Raw genomic sequence first — 21,263 nt, 5'->3', positions numbered from 1 at the left:
CTCTTCTAATCGGCTGCAGGTGCAGTGTGGTTAGCGCTGGATTTCGCGGTTGCTGTCCAGGCTGTAGGGCAAATCGAGCAGTCTGAGTGGCAGGCCTTGTGGGGTGCCGAGGTGGATGCGTCCGTCGCTGATCGCGTCCTCCAACAACACGGCGAGCAGCTCGTAACCGCCGTCACTTTGCGCTGCCAGCACCACTTCGCCGACGCTGCCGTTGCGCTCGGGGGTAAACAGTTCGAGTGCCGGCGCGGGAAGTTGCTCGCCGTCCACGGCCAGGCGATACAGGCGGCGCTTGAGCTTGCCGAGGTACTGCATGCGCGCGACGATTTCCTGACCGGTATAACAGCCCTTCTTGAAACTGACGCCGCCCAATGCCTGCAGGTTGAGCATCTGTGGGATGAACAACTCGCGGGTGGGGCCCAGCACCTGGCCGATACCGGCGCGCACCTGGGCCAGTAGCCACTGATTGAGCGGGGCGTGCGCCAGCTGTGTGGCCAGATGGGCGTGCAGGCTCTCGGCTTGGCTGGCCGGCGCCCAGAGTTCGGCGCGGCCGTCGCTCAGACGCAGTGCCAGCAGCTCGTCGGTCCGCGCCACGCTGTCGGCGTGGAGGGGCAGGTCGAGGCCGAGGCTGGTCAGCGCGGCGTCGCCGTCATGCAGGCCGAAACGCACCCACTCGGTGCTTTCGTCGATCAGCTTGGACTTGCTGAAGGCCGCGTATTTCTGCAAGTCGAGCAGTTGCGGCTCGACCAGTTCACTGGCCATCGCCAGCACGAAGCCGTCGGCCACGCTGACAATCCGAAAGCTCGACAGCATGCGACCTTTCGGGGTGCAGCGAGCACCGAGACTGGAGCTGACATCGCTCAGGTAATTGAGGTTGCAGGTCAGTTGGCCCTGGAGGAATTTGCTCGCATCAGGTCCGCGGACGGCGAGGACGCCTTCGTGGCTGAGGGTGGAGAAAAACGCGGAGTCGGCCATAGGGATAAACAATCGCTGGATGAAAGTTAGGGGCGTCATCATAAAAGCAGCCACAAGCCTCAAGCTACAGGCTTTGCGTAAAAGCCTGGAAAAAGCTTGAACGGCGAGCGCAACGAACCATTCGCGATTGGCTTGCAGGGGGCGGCCACCCGTCTTGTGGCTGGCTGTTATACTGCGCCGCTTTCTTCCCGCCAGGCTCTATCAAGGAACCGCTCCATGGTCGATTCGACAGAACTCAATCGCCTTTACTGGCACAGCCGCCGCGGCATGCTGGAACTGGATGTACTGCTGGTGCCATTCGTCAAGGAGGTGTATCCAACCCTCGATGCCGAAGATCGCGAGCGTTACCGCAAGCTGCTCGAGTGTGAAGATCAGGATATGTTTGGTTGGTTCATGCAGCGGGCCGAGCCCGACGATGCCGACCTGCAGCGCATGGTTCGCATGATCCTGGACCGTGTCCAGCCCAAGTGACAGCTTCGAGTGCCGCTGGCAGCCGTCGCGGCGCTTGCTGCTGCTCTACGGGCTGCTTCAGGCACTAGCGCTGCTCAGTTTGTTGCGGGTCGAGATGCCGCTGTGGGGGTTATTGCTGGGTGTCGCCCTGTGTCTGGGGCATGCCGCCTGGGTACTGCCGCGGCATATCCTGCTCAGCGCGCCGCTAGCGTTCAGCAAGCTGCGTTGCACGGCAGATGGCTGGCAGTTGTGGAGTGTTTCTGGCGGCTGGCAGCGCATTCAGTTGCGACCCGACAGTCTGGCGTTGCCGCTGGTGGTGGTGCTGCGCTTTCGCCTGGCGGGCGAGCGCCGGGTGCGCGGCCTGTGCATCCCGCATGATGGCATGCCGCGGGATATGCATAGGCGATTGCGTGTACGCCTGAAATTCAGTCGCCGTAGATGGGTGGCTGCAGAATAGTGTCCTTGGCCTCGGGCAACTGTTGCGGGTAGTCCAGGGTGTAGTGCAAGCCACGGCTTTCCTTGCGTTGCATGGCCGAGCGGATCATCAGTTCGGCGACCTGCGCCAGGTTGCGCAACTCGATCAGGTCGCGGCTGACCTTGTAGTTACTGTAGAACTCGTCGATCTCGTCGAGCAGCAGGCGCACCCGGTGTTCGGCGCGTTGCAGGCGCTTGTTGGTGCGCACGATGCCGACGTAGTCCCACATGAAGCGCCGCAGTTCATCCCAGTTGTGCGCAATGATCACGTCTTCATCCGAGTCGGTCACCTGGCTGGCATCCCAGGTCGGCAGGTTGCTCGGCGCACTCACGTCATCCAGCTTTTGCATGATGTCGGCCGCCGCCGAACGGGCGTAGACGAAGCACTCCAGCAGCGAGTTGCTGGCCATGCGGTTGGCGCCGTGCAAACCGGTAAAACTGGTTTCACCAATGGCATACAGGCCCGGTACATCGGTGTGTCCGCTCTGGTCGACAACGACGCCGCCGCAGGTGTAATGCGCGGCCGGCACTACCGGGATCGGCTCGCGGGTGATGTCGATGCCAAAGTCGAGGCAGCGCTCATAGACGGTGGGGAAGTGCTCTTTGATGAACTCGGCCGGCTTGTGGCTGATATCCAGGTATACGCAATCCACGCCGAGGCGCTTCATCTCGTGGTCGATGGCGCGGGCCACGATGTCGCGCGGCGCCAATTCGGCGCGGGCATCGAAGCGCTGCATGAAACGCTGACCATTGGGCAGTTTGAGCAGTGCGCCTTCGCCGCGCAGGGCTTCGGTGACCAGAAAGCTTTTGGCCTGCGGGTGGTAGAGGCAGGTCGGGTGGAACTGGTTGAACTCCAGGTTGCCGACCCGGCAGCCGGCGCGCCAAGCCATGGCGATGCCATCGCCGCAGGCGCCATCCGGGTTGCTGGTGTACAGATACACCTTGGCTGCGCCGCCGGTGGCGAGGATCACGAAGCGCGCGCCAAAGGTGTCAACTTCGCCGCTGGCACGGTTGAGCACGTAGGCGCCCAGGCAGCGTTCGCCGGCCAGGTCGAGTTTGCGCGTGGTTATCAGGTCAACCGCCACGCGCTGCTCGAGCATTTCGATGTTGGCCCGCAGCTTGGCCTGCTCGAGCAGGGTCTTGAAGATCGCCGCGCCGGTTGCGTCGGCGGCGTGGATGATGCGTCGATGGCTGTGGCCGCCTTCGCGGGTCAGGTGAAACTCGAAGCCGCCATCTTCGCGGGCGGTCTGATCGTCGCGGGTGAAGGGGACGCCCTGGTCGATCAGCCATTGAATCGCTTCGCGACTATGCTCCACGGTGAAGCGCACCGCGTCTTCGCGACACAGGCCGGCACCGGCATTGAGGGTGTCGTCGACATGTGATTCAACGGTATCCATGTCGTCCAGCACTGCGGCTACACCACCTTGGGCCCAGTAAGTCGAGCCATTGGCCAGATTACCCTTGCTCAGCACGGCAATGCGCAGGTGTTCGGGCAGCGTCAGCGCCAGGGTTAGGCCGGCGGCCCCGCTGCCGATGACCAGAACGTCGTGTTGGTAGTGTTGACTCATGTCGTGATTCCGCAAGTAAGCGGCCCCTAGTATATAGAGGGGGCGAGCGGCACAATAGCCGGCTTATGACCTGCTGTGGCGCTGGGGAACTTTCTTAGTCTTTCAGGTTCCATAAAAGGTCGCCCGCAGAGGACAGCGCTTATTTGACGGGGTGCGTTGCAGGCTTTCAAAGGCTTTCATTCGCCGGCAGATGAGCGGTCTAAGATTTTTTGCGCAGCAGGGCTTATAGGTCGTTGCTGCGTCGCTCCGTGCAGGACATAGAACGTTCTGCAGGAAGCTTGTTTGGAGGGGAGAACTTTTGCGCAACGTCCGGGTCTATTTTGGCAAGTCGATTGATTGGATGGCGCTGCACTCCTTCGGACTCAATGAGGAGTGTTGATGCTAGCTCAGGAAGAAGATCAGCAACTGGTCGAGCGCGTGCAGCGTGGTGACAAGCGTGCATTCGATTTGTTGGTGTTGAAGTACCAGCACAAGATTCTTGGGTTGATCGTGCGTTTCGTGCATGACACCCATGAAGCGCAAGACGTGGCGCAGGAAGCCTTCGTCAAGGCTTATCGGGCGCTGGGGAATTTTCGCGGTGACAGTGCGTTCTATACGTGGCTGTACCGCATTGCCATCAATACGGCGAAGAATCATCTGGTGTCGCGCGGTCGGCGGCCACCAGAGAGCGATGTCAGTGCTGAAGACGCGGAATTCTATGATGGCGATCACGCTCTCAAGGATATCGAATCGCCTGAGCGCTTGTTGCTGCGGGATGAAATCGAAGCCACCGTGCACCGGGCCATCCAGCAATTGCCAGAAGATTTGCGCACCGCTCTAACCTTGCGCGAATTCGATGGTCTCAGTTATGAGGACATTGCGAGCGTCATGCAGTGCCCTGTCGGTACTGTGCGGTCGCGAATTTTTCGGGCTCGTGAGGCCGTAGACAAATCCTTGCAACCTCTGTTGCAGGAAAGTTAAGACAGCGGCGACAGCCAAGAGAGGAACGCCATGAGTCGTGAAGCCCTGCAGGAATCGCTGTCCGCGATGATGGATAACGAAGCGGACGAAATGGAACTGCGGCGCGTGCTCGGTGCGAGTGACGATGCTGAACTGCGAGCAACGTGGTCGCGTTATCAGATCGCTCGTGCGGTGATGCACAAGGAGCTGCTGGAGCCGCGTCTGGATATTGCAGCTGCAGTGTCTGCGGCACTGGCCGACGAAGACTTGCCTGTTCAGAGCAAGCCTCTTGTTCGTGGCCAGTGGCGTACAGTCGGTCGTTTTGCCGTCGCCGCTTCTGTTACGGTCGCCGTGCTGGCGGGTGTGCGCTTGTACAATCAGGATGACGTTGCAAGTACGCAATTGGCGCAGCAAACCGCTCAGCCAGCCTTGAGCGCTCCACAAGTGCAAGGTCCAGCCATGCTGGCGGGCTTCAGTACTGCGGGTGAGCAACCAGGTGTGGCTGAAACTGCCAGTGAGGCCGCGCCCGGCTGGCATGAGCAGCGTCTGCCGGCCTATTTGCGCCAGCATGCTCAGCAAGCTGCCATGAATGCCAAAGAAAGCGCGCTGCCATATGCTCGTGCTGCAAGCCTGGAAGGTCGCTAAGGAGGCGCATGCGCTTTATTCCCATCATCTCTTTGTTGCTCGGTAGTTGGCTGGCATTACCTGCCGCTGCTACTGAGGCGCAAGACTGGCTGGAGCGATTGGCTGATGCGGGCCAAAGTCAAAGCTTTCAGGGCACATTCGTTTATGAGCGTAACGGCAGCTTCTCTACCCACCGTATCTGGCATCGGGTGGATGAGGCGGGCGTGGTGCGCGAGCGATTATTGCAGTTGGATGGTCCGGATCAGGAAGTGCTGCATGTCGATGGCCGCACGCAATGCGTCAGCGGTACCTTGGCCGACGAGGTTGGCGACTATCAGGCGTGGTCGGCGCGCGACCTGAGTAGTCAGCGACTGCTCGAGTCTTATGATCTGCGAGTCATCGGCGAGTCCCGCGTGGCGGGGCGTGCGGCCGTGGTGCTGGCGCTGTCGCCGCGTGACCAGCATCGCTATGGCGTTGAGCTGCACCTGGATCAGGAAAGCGCTCTGCCGCTGAAGTCCCTGTTACTGAATGACAAGGGGCAGCTGCTCGAACGCTTTCAGTACACCCAGTTCGATCTTGGCGCGTCGCCTACTGACCAGCAGCTGCAGTCTGGCGCAGGTTGCCGGCCGGTCACTGCCAGCAAGGCGGCCACTGAGGTTGTCGGGGCTTGGCGATCCGACTGGTTACCCCCCGGTTTCACCTTGAGTCGGGTGGCCGAACGCCGCAGTCCGGTTTCCGATGAGCAAGTCACCAGCCTGGTTTATTTCGATGGGTTGGCGCGTTTTTCCGTGTTTGTTGAGCCCTTGCATGGGGTCATGGCCGAAGATGCGCGCAGTCAGCTTGGCCCGACTGCCGCGGTTTCTCGACGTCTGGCGACCGCTGATGGCGATGTGATGGTGACGGTGGTTGGTGAAATTCCGCTGGGCACGGCAGAGCGCGTTGCCTTGTCGATGCGCGCCATAGATGGGCAGGCTCTACAATGATCGAAGAGCAGGGGCGAGTCGTGGCTGTCGAGCCAGGTGCTGTCTGGGTTGAGACTATGCGTAAAAGCACCTGTTCCAGCTGCTCGGTGAGTGCAGGTTGCGGTCATGGCGTTCTGGAGAAGCTGGGCGCCAGTGGTCGTCGCGGCTATGTTCGTGCACTCTGTGATCTGCAGTTGAGCGTGGGCGATGCGGTGGTGATTGGTGTGCGCGAAGACTTGCTGGTGCGCGGCTCCTTGCTGGTTTACCTGCTGCCGTTGATCGGCTTGTTCAGCGCGGCATTACTGGCCGAGCAATTGGCCTTGAGTGAGCCACTGGTGATTTTCTCTGCTTTTGTCGGCTTGTTCGTGGCCTGGTCGGCGGTGCGTTGGCGCAGCAGTCGCACGGCCGATGACCCGGCCTTGCAGCCGGTTGTCGTGCGAGCCTTGCTCGCCGGATCTGCTGCAGCGGTTTGAGCTTTTTACTCGTTTTCGATCGGAGTTTTATCTCGATGCCTAGCCTGAAATCGTATTTCTATTCCTTGGTCGCAATACTGCTCTTGGGGCAGGCGCTGGTTGCCCAGGCAGAGCTGCCGGACTTTACCGCGTTGGTCGAAGAGGCCGCGCCAGCGGTAGTCAATATCAGCACCCGACAGAAAATACCGGAGCAGGTGGCCGGTGCCGGCGAGTTGGCCATTCCCGATCTTGAAGGCCTGCCACCGATCTTTCGCGAATTCTTCGAGCGCAACTTCCCGCAGGTTCCGCGCACACCAAACGGTGGTCGCCAGCGAGAGGCGCAGTCGCTGGGTTCCGGCTTCATTATCTCTGCCGATGGCTATGTGCTGACCAACAACCATGTGATCGCCGGGGCCGATGAGATCATCGTGCGTCTGCCGGATCGCAGTGAGTTGGAGGCCAAGCTGATTGGTGCCGATCCGCGTAGCGACGTGGCCCTGCTCAAAGTCGAAGGCAAGAACCTGCCGACGGTCAAGCTGGGCAAGTCCGAGGATCTCAAGGTCGGCGAATGGGTGCTGGCCATCGGCTCGCCCTTCGGCTTCGATCATTCGGTGACCGCCGGTATCGTCAGTGCCAAGGGCCGTAGCCTACCGAACGAAAGCTATGTGCCATTCATTCAGACCGATGTGGCGATCAATCCGGGCAACTCCGGCGGCCCGCTGTTCAACCTGGCGGGTGAGGTGGTGGGTATCAACTCGCAGATATTCACCCGTTCCGGTGGTTTCATGGGCTTGTCCTTCGCCATTCCGATGAGCGTTGCCCTGGATGTGGCCGAGCAGCTGAAGGCCGAGGGCAAGGTCAGTCGCGGCTGGTTGGGCGTGGTGATTCAGGAAGTGAACAAGGATCTAGCCGAGTCATTCGGTCTGGATAAGCCGGCGGGTGCGCTGGTTGCCCAAGTGCTGGAGGGTGGTCCGGCGGCCAAGGGCGGCTTGTTGGTTGGCGATGTGATTCTCAGCATAAATGACGCGCCGATCGTCATGTCGGGAGACTTGCCGCACTTGGTCGGTCGTCTGAAGCCGGGCAGCAAGGCCGAGCTGGATGTGGTGCGTGACGGTGCGCGCAAGACGCTCAAGTTGACCATCGGTGCCTTGCCGGAAGACGGCGAGATCTTGGCCGGCACGGCTGGGCCTGGGGTCGAGCGCAGCAGCAATCGACTCGGGGTCAAGGTGACCGAATTGACTGCCGAGCAGAAGAAAAGCCTCGACCTGCAAGGTGGCGTGGTGATCACCGAGGTTCTCGACGGTCCCGCCGCGCTGATCGGTTTGCGTCCGGGTGATGTGATTACCCATTTGAACAATCAGGCGATCGACTCGGCGAAAACCTTTACCCGGGTGGCCCAGGAACTGCCGAAGAATCGCTCTGTTTCCATGCGGGTGCTGCGTCAGGGGCGCGCCAGCTTCATCACCTTCAAGTTGGCGGAGTGACGTCGGTGCCGGTTGCCGGCTGACTCTACGCTGCTGATACGGCATCCCGGGCTTGGTCCCGAATCGGGTGCGACCTGCAAGGCCGAGCCAGAAGGGCGATTCCGATCGCCCTTCTTCTTGTCTGCTGATTGGCGCCTGGGCGTGACGGCTGCGGCGCCAATCGGGTACACTTCACGGCTATTTTCGGCGGGCTGTCGCCTGCGACCTTTTCGAGTGTTGTCCTGTGAGTGACCTGAGTCATATCCGCAATTTCTCCATCATCGCCCACATCGATCACGGCAAGTCCACCCTGGCCGATCGTTTTATCCAGATGTGTGGCGGCCTGGCCGATCGTGAAATGGAAGCCCAGGTCCTGGATTCCATGGACCTCGAGCGTGAGCGCGGGATCACCATCAAGGCGCATAGCGTGACCCTGTATTACAAGGCGCGCGACGGCAAGACCTACCAGTTGAACTTCATCGATACCCCCGGTCACGTCGACTTCACCTATGAAGTCAGCCGATCTCTGGCGGCCTGTGAAGGTGCGTTGCTGGTGGTCGATGCCGGTCAGGGCGTCGAGGCGCAATCGGTCGCCAACTGCTACACAGCCATCGAGCAAGGCCTCGAGGTCATGCCGGTGCTGAACAAGATCGACCTGCCGCAGGCTGACCCAGATCGGGTCAAGGAAGAAATCGAGAAAATCATTGGCATCGATGCCACCGATGCCGTGACCTGCAGCGCCAAGACCGGCCTGGGTGTCGACGAGGTGCTCGAACGTCTGGTACACACCATTCCCGCGCCGACCGGTGATATCGAGGCGCCTTTGCAGGCGCTGATCATCGACTCCTGGTTCGACAACTATCTGGGGGTGGTTTCCCTGGTGCGTGTGCGCCATGGGCGGATCAAGAAAGGTGACAAGGTGCTGGTGAAATCCACCGGCAAGATTCACCTGGTCGACAGTGTCGGCGTATTCAACCCCAAGCACAGCGCCACGGTTGACCTGAAAGCCGGTGAAGTAGGCTTCATCATTGCCGGTATCAAGGACATTCATGGCGCGCCGGTGGGCGATACCCTGACCTTGAGTTCCACCCCCGACGTCGACATGCTGCCAGGCTTCAAGCGCATCCAGCCGCAGGTCTATGCCGGCCTGTTCCCGGTCAGTTCCGACGACTTCGAGGATTTCCGCGAAGCCCTGCAAAAGCTCACGCTGAACGACTCGTCCTTGCAGTACACCCCGGAAAGCTCCGATGCCCTGGGCTTCGGTTTCCGCTGCGGTTTCCTCGGCATGCTGCACATGGAAATCATTCAGGAGCGCCTGGAGCGCGAGTACGACCTGGACCTGATTACCACGGCGCCGACGGTTATTTTCGAGTTGCTGCTCAAGACCGGCGAAACGGTTTACGTCGACAACCCGTCCAAGCTGCCCGACCTGTCGACCATCGAAGACATGCGCGAGCCGATCGTGCGGGCCAATATCCTGGTGCCACAGGAGCACCTGGGTAACGTCATCACCCTGTGCATCGAGAAGCGTGGCGTTCAGCACGACATGCTGTTCCTCGGTTCCCAGGTGCAAGTGACCTACGACCTGCCGATGAACGAAGTGGTCCTGGACTTCTTCGACCGCCTGAAGTCGACCAGCCGTGGCTATGCGTCACTGGACTACCATTTCGATCGTTATCAGTCGGCTAACCTGGTCAAGCTTGACGTATTGATCAACAGTGAAAAAGTCGACGCCCTGGCGTTGATCGTGCACCGTGACAACGCACACTATAAAGGGCGTGCGTTGACCGAGAAGATGAAAGAACTGATTCCACGGCAGATGTTCGATGTGGCAATCCAGGCCGCCATTGGCGGGCAGATTGTCGCGCGAACCACAGTCAAGGCACTCAGAAAGAACGTGCTGGCCAAGTGTTACGGCGGTGATGTGAGCCGTAAGCGCAAGCTGCTGGAAAAGCAGAAGGCCGGTAAGAAAAGGATGAAGCAGGTCGGTAACGTGGAAATTCCACAAGAAGCCTTCCTCGCTGTGCTCAGGTTGGATAGTTAGGTCCTATGTCGCTAAATTTCCCGCTGTTGCTGGTAATCGCTGTCGCCGTTTGTGGTGCGCTGGCCCTGTTCGATTTGATCTTTCTGGCTCCGCGCCGCCGTACGGCTATTGGCAATTACCATGGCCAGGTCAGCCAGCCTGACGAGGCTGTGGTCGAACGCCTGAACAAAGAACCATTGCTGGTGGAGTACGGTAAATCGTTCTTCCCGGTGCTGGCGATCGTGCTGGTGCTGCGTTCCTTTCTGATCGAGCCGTTCCAGATACCGTCCGGCTCGATGAAACCCACCCTGGAAGTGGGCGACTTCATTCTGGTCAACAAGTTCGCCTATGGCATTCGTCTGCCGGTGCTGGATGTCAAGGTCATTGACGTGGATGACCCGCAGCGCGGCGATGTCATGGTGTTTCGTTACCCGAGCGACCCGAGCATCAACTACATCAAGCGCGTGGTGGGTTTGGCAGGCGATCATATTCGTTACACTTCTGACAAGCGCCTGTTCGTCAACGATCAGCTAGTAGCCCAGCAGTTGCTCGGCGAAGAGCCGGGCAGTCTCGGTAGCGTGGCCCTCTATGAGGAGCGGCTGGGCGAGGTCGAGCACCTGGTTCGCAAGGAAATGAATCGTTATCGGGCCGAGCCAGGGCACGAGTGGGTGGTGCCGCAAGGGCATTACTTCATGATGGGCGACAACCGCGACAACTCCAATGACAGCCGTTACTGGAACGACCCGGCCATTCCCCAGCCGTTATTGGGCATGGTGCCGGACCAGAATATCGTCGGTAAAGCGTTCGCCATCTGGATGAGCTGGCCTGACCCGAAATTGCGCAATCTGCCGAACTTCTCTCGTGTCGGTTTGATTCACTGACGTTTCGCCTATTTTGCGGCGCTGTTCAATACAGCGTCGCCGGCAATATATAGTCTGCGAGGGTGTTTACAAAAGTAGCGAGCGATGGTCGGGCAAGGCGAAATCAACTGAAAAAGCGGAGTGTACTGCTGTACATGAGTATTTCGACTGGGGTCGCATCCGGGGCTGATTTCAACCCAGCATGGCCAAACGCAGTAATTTGTAAACACCCTCTTAGCCCGCTGGGCACTCACATTGGTCTCACTTGGGGGCAAACATGACATTTGCACGTTCGCAGAAAGGCTTGTCGATACTGAGCTGGTTGATGGTACTGGCGGTGGTGGCATTCTTCGCCAGCACGGCATTCAAGATGCTGCCGCACTACCTCGACTACATGTCGATGGATAAAATCATTACCTCGGTTGAGACGGATCAAACCATGGATATCCGTTCGGTCGGCGCTTTCTACGGGCATGTCGCCAAGGGCATGGGGGTCAACAGTATTCGCGACCTGAATCTGAAGGAAGCGTTGAAAGTGAAAATCGAGAACAACGAGTTTCGTGCACATCTGAAGTATGAAAAGCGCGAACCACTGATCGAGAACCTCGATCTGGTGGTGCGGTTCGACAAAGAATACCGCGTGCGCATGCCGTGAGTGCTTCGTTAGCTCGTCTCGAGCGTCAGCTCGGTTATACCTTCAAAGATCAGGACCTGATGGTCTTGGCGCTTACCCACCGCAGTTTCGCCGGACGCAACAATGAGCGTTTGGAGTTTCTCGGTGACGCCATCCTTAACTTCGTTGCCGGCGAGGTGCTGTTCGAGCGCTTCCCCCTGGCCCGCGAAGGGCAGTTGTCGCGCTTGCGCGCGCGCCTGGTCAAGGGCGAGACCCTGGCCATCCTGGCCCGCGGCTTCGATCTGGGTGACTACTTGCGGCTCGGCTCCGGCGAATTGAAAAGTGGCGGTTTCCGCCGTGAATCGATTCTCGCCGATGCCCTCGAGGCACTGATCGGCGCCATCTACCTGGATGCCGGCATGGACGCCGCGCGCGAGCGGGTGATCGCCTGGCTGAGCAATGAACTGGAAGGTCTGACTCTGGTCGATACCAACAAGGATCCGAAAACCCGCTTGCAGGAGTTCCTGCAGTCGCGCGCCTGCGAGCTGCCACGCTATGACGTGGTGGATATCCAGGGCGATCCGCATTGTCGGACATTCGTCGTCGAATGCCAGATTTCCTTACTGAATGACAAGACCCTGGGCCAGGGTGCCAGTCGTCGCATCGCCGAACAGGTCGCTGCAGCCGCTGCCTTGATTGCCCTGGGGGTGGAGAATGGTCATGACTGATACACCCGTTACACGCTGTGGCTATGTCGCCATCGTTGGCCGGCCCAACGTGGGTAAGTCGACCCTGCTCAACCACATCCTCGGGCAGAAGCTGGCGATTACCTCGCGCAAGCCGCAGACCACCCGGCACAACATGCTCGGGATCAAGACCGAAGGCGCTGTGCAGGCGATCTATGTGGATACCCCGGGTCTGCACAAGAACAACGAAAAAGCCCTCAATCGCTACATGAACAAGAATGCCTCGTCGGCGTTGAAAGATGTCGACGTGGTGATCTTCGTGGTCGATCGCACCCGCTGGACCGACGAGGACCAGCTGGTCCTGGAGCGCATCCAGTACGTGCAGGGACCGGTGATCCTGGCGATCAACAAGACCGACCGCCTCGAAGACAAGGCCGAGCTGATGCCGCATCTCGAATGGCTGGCGACCCAGTTGCCGAACGCCGAGATAGTCCCGGTCTCCGCCCAGCACGGGCATAACCTAGATACCCTGGAAAAACTGGTGGGTGAGCGCCTGCCCGAGGGCGTGCATTTCTTCCCGGAAGACCAGGTCACCGACCGCTCCAGCCGTTTCTTCGCCGCCGAGCTGGTGCGCGAGAAGATCATGCGTCAGCTGGGCGCCGAGCTGCCCTACCAGATCACCGTGGAAATTGAGGAATTCAAGCGCGACGGGCGCATCCTGCACATCCATGCCTTGATTCTGGTCGAGCGCGATGGTCAGAAGAAAATCATCATTGGCGACAAGGGCGAGCGGATCAAGCGCATCGGCCAGGAAGCGCGCAAGGACATGGAGGTCATGTTCGACTCCAAGGTCATGCTCAACCTCTGGGTCAAGGTCAAAGGTGGTTGGTCGGACGATGAGCGCGCCTTGCGCTCCCTGGGTTACGACAACATTTGAGCCGCGTGCGGGGGCACCCTTGCGCCCGCCATGCCGAGTAATCACCCGCCATGCTCCCGCTCAGCCAGCCAGCCTATGTTCTGCACAGCCGTGCTTACCGCGAGAGCAGTGCGCTGGTGGACTTGCTCACCCCGCAAGGCCGCCTGCGCGTCGTATTGCGCGGTGCGCGGGGTAAGGCCGGCACCCTGGCGCGGCCGTTTGTGCCGCTGGAAGTGGAGTTGCGCGGGCGCGGTGAGCTGAAGACCGTCAGCCGTCTCGAAGCCGCCGGTATCCCCAATCTGCTGCACGCTGAGGCCCTGTTCAGTGGCCTCTATCTGAATGAGCTGCTGATCCGCCTGCTGCCGGAGCAAGACCCACACCCGGCGACGTTCGAGCACTACGCCATGACCGTGCTGGCGCTGGCCCAGGGCCGCGCGCTGGAACCCTTGCTGCGTTCTTTTGAATGGCGTTTGCTCGATGAGCTGGGCTATGGTTTCGCCCTGGACGTGGACCGGCTCGGCCAGCCGATCGTCGCTGCGGGCCTCTATCGCCTGCAGGCCGATGCCGGCCTGGAAGCGGTCGGCCAGTTGCAGCCGGGCGTGTTCCACGGCAGCGAATTACTCGCCATGGCCGAGGCCGACTGGAGCGTTCCAGGCGCCCTGGCCGCGGCCAAGCGCCTCATGCGCCAGGCCCTGGCGCCGCATTTAGGCGGCCGACCGCTGGTCAGCCGCGAACTCTTCATGACGCTCAAGGAGCCACCACGTGACTGACGCCAACCGTATTCTGCTGGGTGTGAACATCGACCATGTGGCGACCCTGCGCCAGGCCCGCGGTACGCGTTACCCGGATCCGGTCAAGGCCGCGCTGGACGCCGAGGAGGCGGGCGCCGATGGCATTACCGTGCACCTGCGCGAAGACCGTCGGCACATCCAGGAGCGTGACGTACGCCTGCTCAGGGAGGTCATGCAGACGCGCATGAACTTCGAGATGGGCGTCACCGAAGAGATGCTCGCCTTCGCCGAAAGCATTCGTCCCGAGCATGTCTGCCTGGTGCCGGAAACCCGCCAGGAGCTGACCACCGAGGGTGGCCTGGACGTGGCGGGGCAAGAGGCGCGGATTCGCGCCGCGGTTGAGCGCCTGAGCCGGATCGGCTGCGAAGTCTCGCTGTTCATCGACCCTGATCCGCGGCAGATCGAAGCCTCCAAGCGCGTCGGTGCGCCGGCTATCGAACTGCATACCGGGCGTTATGCCGATGCCACTACGCCGGTCGAAACGGCCAAGGAGTTGGCGCGGATTCGCGACGGCGTGGCCTGCGGCCTGGCCCATGGCCTGATCGTCAATGCTGGCCACGGCCTGCATTACCACAACGTCGAGGCGGTGGCGGCGATTGCCGGCATCAACGAACTGAACATCGGCCACGCCCTGGTCGCGCATGCCCTGTTCGTCGGCTTCAAACAGGCAGTAGTGGAGATGAAGGCGCTGATAGTCGCGGCGGCAGGGCGCGGCTGAATAGCGGATCTGATCGCCGGAACGCCCGTAGGAGCGGCCCATGGCCGCGAACCGCAAGTCGCAGGCATGGCCTGCTCCTACAGGATCATGGCAGTGGTCAGGGCTTGCGGGCGATCAATACGGCACGGGTCGGCGCTGGCAGGCCTTCGAGGGTGCGGCTGTGGTCGGCCGGGTCGAGAAATTCCGGCAGCGACTGGAAGCGCATCCAGTCGGTCGCGCGTTGCTCCTGTACCGAGGTGGTGTTGACGTCCACGCAGCGCACATCGATGAAACCAGCGCGACGCAGCCACAGTTCCAGTGCCGGCACCGACGGCAGGAACCAGACGTTGCGCATCTGCGCGTAGCGGTCTTCGGGCACCAGCACCTGCTGGGCATCGCCTTCCACCACCAGGGTTTCCAGCACCAGTTCGCCGCCCTTTACCAGGCAATCCTTGAGATCGATCAGGTGATCGATGGGCGAGCGCCGGTGGTAGAGCACGCCCATGGAGAACACGGTATCGAAGCCTTGCAGCTTGCCCGGCAGTTCCTCGAAGGCCAGCGGCAGGTGCCAGGCCGGCAGGTCGGGCAGGTAGTGCTTGATTGCCAGGAACTGGCAGAGGAACAGCCAGTTGGGATCGATGCCGACGACACTGTCGGCGCCGGCCCCGAGCATGCGCCACATGTAGTAGCCGTTGCCGCAGCCCACATCCAGCACACGCTTGCCGGCCAGGTCGAGGTAGGGGGCTACGCGCTGCCACTTCCAGTCCGAGCGCCATTCGGTATCGACATGCACGCCGAACAGCTCGAAAGGGCCTTTGCGCCAAGGGATCAAGCCCTGCAGTGCGCTTTTCAGTTCAGCGCGGGTGCTTGCATTACAGGCACCGTCGAAGCTGAAGGCAGTCAACAGCTCCAATTGTTCGACGCTCAGCGCCGGCAAGGCCTGAACGGCGCCGTACCAGCGTTGCAGGTCGCCATGGCCGATGGCCAGTTTGGCGTCGATCTGGCCGGGCAAGCCGGCTGACCAGTCTTGCAGTGGCGTTCCAGCCAGTTGCGCCTGGAGGGCGTCGAGGTCGAGGCGGTTGATCATGGCAAGGCAATCAAAGAGGCGAAGTTGAGGCACTGAAACCAGGGCACCACCTTGCTGAATCCGGCGGCCAGCAGGCGCTCGCGGTGTTGCTCAAGACTGTCTGGCAGCATGACCTTTTCGATGGCGCTGCGTTTCTGGGCGATTTCCAGTTCGCTGTAGCCGTTGGCACGCTTGAAGGCGATGTGCAGGTCGCCGAGCAGCTTATGTTGCTCGGCATCTTCGAAGCGCAGTTTCTCCGAGAGGATCAAGGCGCCGCCGGGCAGCAGGGCCTGGCGAATCCGGCCAAGCAGGGCCAGGCGCTGTTCGGGCTGGATGAATTGCAAGGTGAAATTCAGCGCCACCAGCGAGGTCGGCTGGAACGCCAGGCTGAGAATATCGGCCTCGACCACCTCGACTGGCAACAGCTCCTGGAACATCGAATCCTGGGCATGCAGGTATTCGCGGCAGCGTTCGACCATGGCGCTGGAATTGTCCACCGCGATTACCCGGCAGTCTTCGACCTGTACATGACGGCGCAGGGCCTGGGTCACTGCGCCGAGGGAGCTGCCGAGGTCGTAGAGCACACTGTGCGGCTGGGCGAACTGGCCGGCGAGTACGCCGAGGTTCTCGACGATGGTCGGGTAGCCGGGTACCGAGCGCTTGATCATGTCCGGGAATACCCGCACCACGTCCTCGTTGAAGGCGAAGTCCGGCACTTGGACAAGGGGCCGGGCGAAGAGACGGTCGGGCTGTTTTTTCACGGTGGTTCCGCGCAAGGTCGAGAAAGCCGAGGATTTTAGCGTGAAAGAGGCGCAGCGACGACGGCCTTGTGTCCTTCTCCTGCAGGGAATCGCGGGTGCATGGCGCGGAGCGCAGGCAGCCCTGCTTGCCAGGCTTCGATGTGTCGGGAAGCTTGCGCGTCCCGCTCAGCCCCGGGCGACGTCCAGGCACACCACGATTATTTCAATTGATCGGAGAAATACTCACCGGCGCCCTGCAGCGGACCCAGCGGGTTGCGTTTGACTTCGAAGTGACGAATGTTCGGCTCGCCATTGCTGACCTTGTGCACCAGGGTGTCGTCGACCAGTACGAATACTGCGCGGAACGACCAGCCCTGCATCGCCCGCTGTTTGCGGAAGTTGAACACATCGGCCCAGAAACTGCCGACCCGCTTGGTATCGCTCTTGGTGAATTCGAAGGCATAGCCGATGCAGCGATCCTTGGCTTCCAGGCATCGCACCAGGCCGTCCGGCAGGTATTCGATGGGAATGTTCGGTTGCACGAACATCAGCCGTACGTCGATGAACGAGAGCATTTTGCCGTTGCCCTGGGCCAGCGGGTCAAAGCCCAGGGAGAACAGCTCGGAGCGGCTGGTCATGCCGTTGATCGCCTGGGAATAGCGCATTTCCGCATCCAGGTAGTCGATAAATGGCGACTGCACTTCGGCGCGTTCGCTGGGTAGCAAACTGCCGCAACCACTCAACCAGATCAACGTCATGACTACTAAAGCTTCACGCCAGCGGGCTGCCATGTCGTTCTCCCCACAAGTCGGATACTGCTATGCCATGTAGTTAATTTAGTCGGAATCTGATGTTTCGTTTGCTTAACAGCTGAGTGGGGGCTGTTACATGGCTGAAAGGTTGTGCCGATAGTTGCCTCAACAATGGCTGAGCGGGCGCTGCAGGGACTTATTTGATCCTGATCGAACAGTCGAAGGTTTTTGCCGGCGCCACGCCAGTTTCCCAGGGCCGCTGATAGGTCAGCAGCAGGTGGCCTTCGCCTGCCTGTCTGGCCTGGAAACGCCAGGTCGATTGGCCGGCACTGCCGACCAATCCGGCGTCTTCCGGGTTGCTATAGACTTCCGGTCCGAGGCTGTCGAGCAGGTTGCTGGCCGCGTCACGCAGAACCCAGCGAAAGCCGGTAGTGGGGTTGCTCGGCAGGGTCAGGATCACATATTGGCCGCTGTGCAGGCGCAGCGGACACTGGCTTTGCTGTTGCACAGTCTGGCTGCTGGGTTGGCTGGCGCAGGCGCCCAACAGGGCGAGGCCTAACGGCAGTAGCAGGCGATGGGCGGTGGACATGGTGAACTCCTGTGGTCGGCAAACGCCTGCCAGCATAGCCGCTGTGCAGGGCTAGGCGTAAGCCACCGCGGGATTTTGTAACCCGCCTGGGTTGATGGCGCCGGGGCTTATCCCTCTGCGGGAATAGGCCTGGGTCGCCGGCCTTGCCTATGCACCTGGGGGCTAGCAGGCCGTTGAAAACCTAAGTGGTTTTTCAACAGCTTGCTAGAGGCCTCTAGTCGAACAATACCTTGGCCACATCGCTGTAGCGTTTGGCAAAGTGCACCGTCAGGCCTTGCTTGAGGTAGTCGGGCAGTTCCTCGTAGGAACCACGGTTGGCTTCCGGCAGGATCAGCTCGAAAATCTTCTGCCGGCGCGCGGCAATGACTTTCTCGCGCACGCCGCCGATCGGCAGGACCTGGCCGGTGAGGGTCAGTTCGCCGGTCATGGCCACGCCTTTTTTCGGCGCCTGGTTGCGCGCGATCGAGAGCAGGGCGCTGGCCATGGTCACCCCGGCACTGGGGCCGTCCTTGGGGGTGGCGCCTTCGGGTACATGCAGGTGGACGAAGGCCTGGTCGAAGAAGTTCGGGTCGCCGCCGAACTGCTTGAGGTGTGAGCTGATGTAGCTGTGGGCGATTTCCGCCGACTCCTTCATCACCTCGCCGAGCTGGCCGGTGAGTTTGAAGCCGCGATTGAGGGTATGGATGCGCGTCGCCTCGATTGGCAGGGTCGCGCCGCCCATGCTAGTCCAGGCCAGGCCGGTGATCACGCCGACACCGGAGAGCACCTGCTCGCGGCGGAACAGCGGCATACCGAGGTAGGCTTCCAGCTCCTTGGGGCCGATCTTGACGGTGTTGGCGGGGTCATCGAGCAATTTGACCACGGCCTTGCGCACCAGTTTGCCGAGCTGTTTTTCCAGCTGACGTACGCCGGCTTCACGGGCATAGCCCTCGATCAGAGCCTTCAAGGCTGCATCGCTGATGGCCAGGCGATTCTTGGGTACGCCGGCCTTTGCCAGCTGCTTGGGCCACAGGTGGCGCTTGGCAATGGCCATTTTTTCCTCGGTGATGTAGCCGGACAGGCGGATCACCTCCATGCGGTCGAGCAGGGGGCCGGGAATCGAGTCGAGGGTGTTGGCGGTGCAGATGAACAGCACCTTGGACAAATCCAGGCGCAGGTCCAGGTAATGGTCGAGGAATTCGACGTTCTGCTCCGGATCGAGGGTCTCCAGCAGTGCCGAGGCCGGGTCGCCCTGATAGCTGCTGCTGAGCTTGTCGATTTCGTCGAGCATGATCACCGGGTTCATCACCTCGACCTCTTTCAACGCCTGCACCAGCTTGCCGGGCAGGGCGCCGATATAGGTGCGGCGGTGACCCTTGATCTCAGCCTCGTCGCGCATGCCGCCGACGCTGAAGCGGTAGAACGGTCGGCCGAGGGATTCGGCAATCGACTTGCCGATGCTGGTCTTGCCCACGCCGGGCGGGCCGACCAGCAAGACGATGGAGCCGGCGATCTCGCCCTTGAAGGCGCCGACGGCGAGAAACTCGGTGATGCGGTCCTTGATGTCGTCCATCCCCGCGTGGTGCTGGTCGAGCACCTGGCGCGCGTACTTGAGGTCGAGCTTGTCCTTGCCGAAAACGCCCCAGGGCAGCACGGTGGCCCAGTCCAGGTAGTTACGGGTGACTGCGTACTCGGGCGAACCCGTTTCCAGAATCGACAACTTGTTGAGTTCTTCGTCGATCCGTTTGCGCGCCTGCTCGGGCAGGGTCTTGCCGGTCAGGCGCTGCTCGAACTGTTCGACGTCGGCGCTACGGTCATCTTTGCTCAGGCCCAGCTCCTGCTGGATCAGCTTCAGCTGTTCCTTGAGGAAGAACTCACGCTGGTGTTGGCCGATCTTGCGATTGACCTCCGCCGACAGTTCTTTCTGCAGGCGGCCGACTTCCACTTCCTTGCGCAGCAGGGGCAGGACCTTCTCCATGCGCTTGAGCATCGGCACGGTATCCAGCACTTCCTGCAGTTCGTTGCCGGGGGCGCTGGTCAGGGCGGCGGCGAAATCGGTCAGCGGCGAGGGGTCATTGGGGCTGAAACGGTTCAGGTAATTCTTCAGTTCTTCGCTGTACAGCGGATTGAGCGGCAACAGTTCCTTGATCGCATTGATCAGCGCCATGCCGTAGGCCTTGACCTCGTCGCGCGGGTCGGGCGGGCTTTTCGGGTACTCGACTTCCGCCAGGTAAGGTGGCTTGCGGCTGAGCCAGCCGCGGATGCGCACGCGGGTCAGGCCCTGGGCGACGAATTGTAGTTTGCCGCCTTCCTCGGTGGCGTGGTGGACCCGCACCAGGGTGCCGTGCTTGGGCAGGCTGTCGGGGTCGAAGCTGGCGTCGTCGGCCGGCGGGTGATCCATGTAGAACAGCGCCAGGCACTGGTGTGCGGTATTGGCTACGCGTTCCAGGGTCTTGCCCCAGGGGTCCTGGCTGACGATCACCGGCAGCACCTGGCCGGGGAAGAACGGACGATTGTGAATCGGGATCACATACAGCTTGTCGGGTAACTGCTGATCGGGCAACGCCAGGCTATGGCTGCTACGCCTGTCCTGGTCGCTATCGTGGGCTTGTTCTGCGAGGATTTCGATGTCCTGTGGCTCGTTCATGCGGCACCTGTGGTTGCACGTTAAGTGCTACATGGGGCAAGGCATGGTGCTTTTCAATCAGCTCGGAGCGATGCGCCTCTCGACAGTATGGCGCAGGGCGTTCAAGCGAGCGTCAATCAGCGGGGTGAGCAGGGCAAAGAAATCGTTGGGCGCCAGGCGAACCTGGGGGGGCTCTATCAGCTCCCGCTGCAGACGTTGCAGCAGGCCGTGCAAGGGTTCCGTGCGGGCGGGGTCGTCGAGTTGCTGGCACAGCTCGCGCAGCTGCAGCTGCAGCCCGGCCGGGCAATGGCTGTAGTTGGCCGCACGCATCGCCAGGCCACGCAGGCGCGCCAGGCCTTCCAGCTGACGCAATGTCGGTCCCAGGCCATGCAGAGCGGGCGAGTCGTTCTGACGCAGGCGCTCCTCGAGTTGTTCGATGACCCTCAGCAGGGCTTCTAGCATCCGGCTGTGGGCCTCGAAGTCGGCCGGATTGCGCCGCAGCTGTGGCCAGTCCTGTTGCAACGGCGGCAGTTGCAGGCTGGGGCCTGGCCAGTTCAGCCAGAGCTGGTCGAGCTGGCGGGCCAGGGCGTTGCGCTGGCTGACGCTGACGATGTCCTGTTGCGCCCCCAGGCCGCGATGCTTCTGCAAGATTTGCAACAGTTCGAGGGCGCGCAGCAGGGTGGTGCTTTGCAGGTGGCCGAGTGCCTGCTGGTGGCGCCGAGTGGCGCGCTGGCAGAGCCACTGTCCGAGCAAAAACAGGCCCGCTGCCAGGGCCAGGGCGATGCTGAGTTCCATTGGGCGAATCCTGGGTAGGCACAAAGTGCATCAGCTAAATGCTAGCAACTCTCCTGCCAGTTAAGGCAAGCCCGCCCTGGCGCGGGCCTGCTAGGCCGCCGGCATCGATCGCTGCGTCATTATTGTGCGCGTGCTGCCTTTGCCGGCGGTTTTGGTGCGTTGGCCGCCGGGGGTGACGGCGACCCGCACAACTGGTTAAAGTGCCAGTACACCTCCGCGGATTGTC

At 61.2% G+C, this 21,263-nt stretch carries 22 protein-coding genes; 14 read left to right on the top strand and 8 right to left on the bottom strand.

Annotation, left to right across the window (positions count from 1 at the left end; genetic code table 11):
- Positions 1–30: 30 nt before the first annotated feature.
- The gene (ygfZ, locus tag PH586_RS20530) at positions 31–972 is read right to left on the bottom strand and encodes a CAF17-like 4Fe-4S cluster assembly/insertion protein YgfZ (protein WP_271349682.1); all 942 of its coding nucleotides are present in this window, start codon (positions 970–972) and stop codon (positions 31–33) included.
- 216 nt (positions 973–1,188) lie between these two features.
- Here ygfZ and PH586_RS20525 point away from each other — a divergent pair, with 216 nt between their 5' ends.
- Together PH586_RS20525 and PH586_RS20520 are read left to right on the top strand one after the other, a co-directional pair.
- Complete coding sequence (locus PH586_RS20525; protein WP_271349658.1) at positions 1,189–1,443, top strand: FAD assembly factor SdhE; 255 nt, start codon at positions 1,189–1,191, stop codon at positions 1,441–1,443.
- Positions 1,427–1,879 (top strand): protein YgfX, encoded by a 453-nt coding sequence (locus PH586_RS20520; protein WP_271349657.1) that lies wholly within the window; start codon positions 1,427–1,429, stop codon positions 1,877–1,879. Before PH586_RS20525 ends, PH586_RS20520 begins: the two co-directional genes overlap by 17 nt.
- On the opposite strand, the gene nadB is transcribed toward PH586_RS20520, so the two are convergent.
- Positions 1,848–3,464 (bottom strand): L-aspartate oxidase, encoded by a 1,617-nt coding sequence (nadB, locus tag PH586_RS20515; RefSeq protein WP_271349656.1) that lies wholly within the window; start codon positions 3,462–3,464, stop codon positions 1,848–1,850. The genes PH586_RS20520 and nadB overlap by 32 nt on opposite strands.
- 378 nt (positions 3,465–3,842) lie before the next feature.
- Between nadB and rpoE the strand changes: the two genes are divergently transcribed.
- The 12 genes from rpoE to pdxJ all read left to right on the top strand — a co-directional run bounded on the left by rpoE (position 3,843) and on the right by pdxJ (position 14,511).
- The gene (rpoE, locus tag PH586_RS20510) at positions 3,843–4,424 is read left to right on the top strand and encodes an RNA polymerase sigma factor RpoE (protein WP_271349655.1); all 582 of its coding nucleotides are present in this window, start codon (positions 3,843–3,845) and stop codon (positions 4,422–4,424) included.
- Positions 4,425–4,454: 30 nt separating this feature from the next.
- The gene (locus PH586_RS20505) at positions 4,455–5,048 is read left to right on the top strand and encodes a sigma-E factor negative regulatory protein (protein WP_271349654.1); all 594 of its coding nucleotides are present in this window, start codon (positions 4,455–4,457) and stop codon (positions 5,046–5,048) included.
- Positions 5,049–5,056: 8 nt separating this feature from the next.
- A complete protein-coding gene (locus PH586_RS20500) occupies positions 5,057–6,010 on the top strand; it encodes a MucB/RseB C-terminal domain-containing protein (protein ID WP_271349653.1) in 954 nt (317 codons plus the stop codon).
- Positions 6,007–6,462, top strand: coding sequence for a SoxR reducing system RseC family protein (locus PH586_RS20495; protein WP_271349652.1), 456 nt, complete (start codon positions 6,007–6,009; stop codon positions 6,460–6,462). The genes PH586_RS20500 and PH586_RS20495 overlap by 4 nt, the downstream gene beginning before the upstream one ends.
- A gap of 35 nt (positions 6,463–6,497) precedes the next feature.
- A complete protein-coding gene (locus tag PH586_RS20490; protein ID WP_271349651.1) occupies positions 6,498–7,925 on the top strand; it encodes a DegQ family serine endoprotease in 1,428 nt (475 codons plus the stop codon).
- Positions 7,926–8,148: 223 nt separating this feature from the next.
- Complete coding sequence (lepA, locus tag PH586_RS20485; protein WP_271349650.1) at positions 8,149–9,948, top strand: translation elongation factor 4; 1,800 nt, start codon at positions 8,149–8,151, stop codon at positions 9,946–9,948.
- 5 nt (positions 9,949–9,953) lie between these two features.
- Complete coding sequence (gene lepB, locus PH586_RS20480; protein WP_271349649.1) at positions 9,954–10,808, top strand: signal peptidase I; 855 nt, start codon at positions 9,954–9,956, stop codon at positions 10,806–10,808.
- A 256-nt stretch (positions 10,809–11,064) separates the two neighbouring features.
- Entirely contained in the window at positions 11,065–11,442 is a 378-nt protein-coding gene (locus tag PH586_RS20475) for a DUF4845 domain-containing protein (RefSeq protein ID WP_271349648.1), read from the top strand.
- The gene (gene rnc / locus PH586_RS20470; protein WP_271349647.1) at positions 11,439–12,128 is read left to right on the top strand and encodes a ribonuclease III; all 690 of its coding nucleotides are present in this window, start codon (positions 11,439–11,441) and stop codon (positions 12,126–12,128) included. Before PH586_RS20475 ends, rnc begins: the two co-directional genes overlap by 4 nt.
- The gene (gene era, locus PH586_RS20465) at positions 12,121–13,023 is read left to right on the top strand and encodes a GTPase Era (protein WP_271349646.1); all 903 of its coding nucleotides are present in this window, start codon (positions 12,121–12,123) and stop codon (positions 13,021–13,023) included. The genes rnc and era overlap by 8 nt, the downstream gene beginning before the upstream one ends.
- Before the next feature lie 50 nt (positions 13,024–13,073).
- On the top strand, positions 13,074–13,772 hold the full coding sequence (recO, locus tag PH586_RS20460) for a DNA repair protein RecO (RefSeq protein WP_271349645.1): 699 nt from the start codon (positions 13,074–13,076) through the stop codon (positions 13,770–13,772).
- The gene (gene pdxJ, locus PH586_RS20455) at positions 13,765–14,511 is read left to right on the top strand and encodes a pyridoxine 5'-phosphate synthase (RefSeq protein WP_271349644.1); all 747 of its coding nucleotides are present in this window, start codon (positions 13,765–13,767) and stop codon (positions 14,509–14,511) included. The genes recO and pdxJ overlap by 8 nt, the downstream gene beginning before the upstream one ends.
- 97 nt (positions 14,512–14,608) lie before the next feature.
- Here the strand turns inward: pdxJ and cmoB are convergent, their stop codons facing one another.
- The 6 genes from cmoB to PH586_RS20425 form a co-directional block, all read right to left on the bottom strand.
- The gene (gene cmoB / locus PH586_RS20450) at positions 14,609–15,577 is read right to left on the bottom strand and encodes a tRNA 5-methoxyuridine(34)/uridine 5-oxyacetic acid(34) synthase CmoB (protein WP_271349643.1); all 969 of its coding nucleotides are present in this window, start codon (positions 15,575–15,577) and stop codon (positions 14,609–14,611) included.
- Positions 15,574–16,317: a carboxy-S-adenosyl-L-methionine synthase CmoA gene (gene cmoA / locus PH586_RS20445; RefSeq protein ID WP_271349642.1), complete on the bottom strand. Its 744-nt coding sequence runs from the start codon at positions 16,315–16,317 to the stop codon at positions 15,574–15,576. The genes cmoB and cmoA overlap by 4 nt, the downstream gene beginning before the upstream one ends.
- 197 nt (positions 16,318–16,514) lie before the next feature.
- Positions 16,515–17,087, bottom strand: a complete 573-nt coding sequence (locus PH586_RS20440; RefSeq protein WP_271349641.1) for a hypothetical protein — start codon at positions 17,085–17,087, stop codon at positions 16,515–16,517.
- A 157-nt stretch (positions 17,088–17,244) separates the two neighbouring features.
- Positions 17,245–17,637, bottom strand: coding sequence for a protease inhibitor I42 family protein (locus PH586_RS20435; protein ID WP_271349640.1), 393 nt, complete (start codon positions 17,635–17,637; stop codon positions 17,245–17,247).
- 214 nt (positions 17,638–17,851) lie between these two features.
- Positions 17,852–20,263 carry an endopeptidase La gene (gene lon / locus PH586_RS20430; RefSeq protein WP_271349639.1) on the bottom strand — a complete coding sequence of 804 codons (2,412 nt, stop codon included), beginning with the start codon at positions 20,261–20,263 and terminating at the stop codon, positions 17,852–17,854.
- A 57-nt stretch (positions 20,264–20,320) separates the two neighbouring features.
- Complete coding sequence (locus PH586_RS20425; RefSeq protein ID WP_271349638.1) at positions 20,321–21,037, bottom strand: hypothetical protein; 717 nt, start codon at positions 21,035–21,037, stop codon at positions 20,321–20,323.
- Positions 21,038–21,263: the final 226 nt, after the last annotated feature.

It is taken from the genome of Pseudomonas aestuarii, from assembly GCF_027988105.1.
In the GTDB taxonomy this organism is placed as follows: Bacteria; Pseudomonadota; Gammaproteobacteria; order Pseudomonadales; family Pseudomonadaceae; genus Aquipseudomonas; species Aquipseudomonas aestuarii.
Note: the sequence above shows the minus strand (reverse complement) of the source record. Positions and strands in the feature narration are given on the sequence as shown.